Source organism: Cedecea sp. B1(4) (assembly GCF_059414925.1).
On record NZ_JCAHMZ010000375.1, the window covers coordinates 1 to 391 of the forward strand.

A 391-nucleotide genomic window follows, 5' to 3' on the forward strand; every position below is an offset into this window, starting at 1 on the left:
GCATTCGCGCAGTGGGCAGGCCGTAGTAGAAATCTGTCGCGAGATTAAATGAATGTTCGTTGATCCCTGTCGCGAGCTTGGTGAAGCACTCATATGCTGCCGCCTCCAATGCTTCTTGAAGACGATGCAACTGCCCATCATTGGGTTCGACCTCTTCTGCACCTTCAGCGTAGATCGTGCGCGCGAACCGAACCACCTCCGGCCAGGCCAATTTCCCGCCCATGCGCACATTAAACAGAAGCCCTTCGGCGCATGCTCGGAGCTGTTCATCGGTCCCTGCGCGCAGAAATGCAGCTTTTCCCAGGCTTTGCGCCTGCGGAGACCATTCAGCGATCGCATTCTGGCGACTAACAATCACAAACCGACCAGTCGGCCCTTCGCAGACCACGCG

1 protein-coding gene is annotated in these 391 nt (G+C 57.0%); it reads right to left on the bottom strand.

Annotation, left to right across the window (positions count from 1 at the left end; genetic code table 11):
• Positions 1–358, bottom strand: a 358-nt coding sequence (locus ACR6JA_RS23365) for a hypothetical protein (protein WP_494599934.1), incomplete at its 3' end; no start/stop codon positions are given.
• Positions 359–391: the final 33 nt, after the last annotated feature.